Here is a 569-nt window from a genome sequence, read left to right on the forward strand (position 1 = left end):
GTTCGAGGTCCGGAATGGCCCCATTGGCGATGGCGTAGTCCTCGCGCAGCGCCTCGAGTTCATGCGCATCCCCAAAGAGATCGACATAATGCCGGGCCACCTGACGCGCCGCCGCGACGCGTTCGCCGGAGATGATGATCTGACCGGTTTCGACGTCATAGGTGTTGGCGTTCAGCTCTTCCTGGAGACGCACGCGCATGTCGGCCTGACGACCGTCGTCGAGTTCGTCGTAGGAGACGCCGTAAAGTTCTTCGGCGCGGGCGTCGAGCATAGCCATCGACTCGCGGTGCAGCCAGTCGGCCGACCAGTCGGGCGCCAGATAGCCGCCATGACCCCAGATCGAACCGACCTGCTGGCCGCCCATCGACTGGTAGACCTGGCGGCCGGTCTCGATGTCCTCGCGCGTGTAGAGGACGTCGCCTTCCGCCGTAACGACGGCGGACGGCATGGGCGGTGCCTGACGGTGGATTTCACGTCCGATCAGCCCGAGCCAGCTGAACGAGACGATGAGGATCAGCGCCAGGATTGCCCAAAGTTTGCGCATTGAGCGGTCCTGCATGGGGTGTCTC

Annotated in this window: 1 protein-coding gene; it reads right to left on the reverse strand. The window is 64.1% G+C overall.

The window, feature by feature from the left end:
- Nucleotides 1-559: nitric-oxide reductase large subunit (locus KDM41_18745; GenBank protein MCB1185463.1), on the reverse strand; the 559-nt coding region annotated here is incomplete at its 3' end.
- Nucleotides 560-569: the final 10 nt, after the last annotated feature.

The sequence above is a fragment of the bacterium genome, assembly GCA_020440705.1.
GTDB lineage: Bacteria > Krumholzibacteriota > Krumholzibacteriia > LZORAL124-64-63 > LZORAL124-64-63 > JAGRNP01.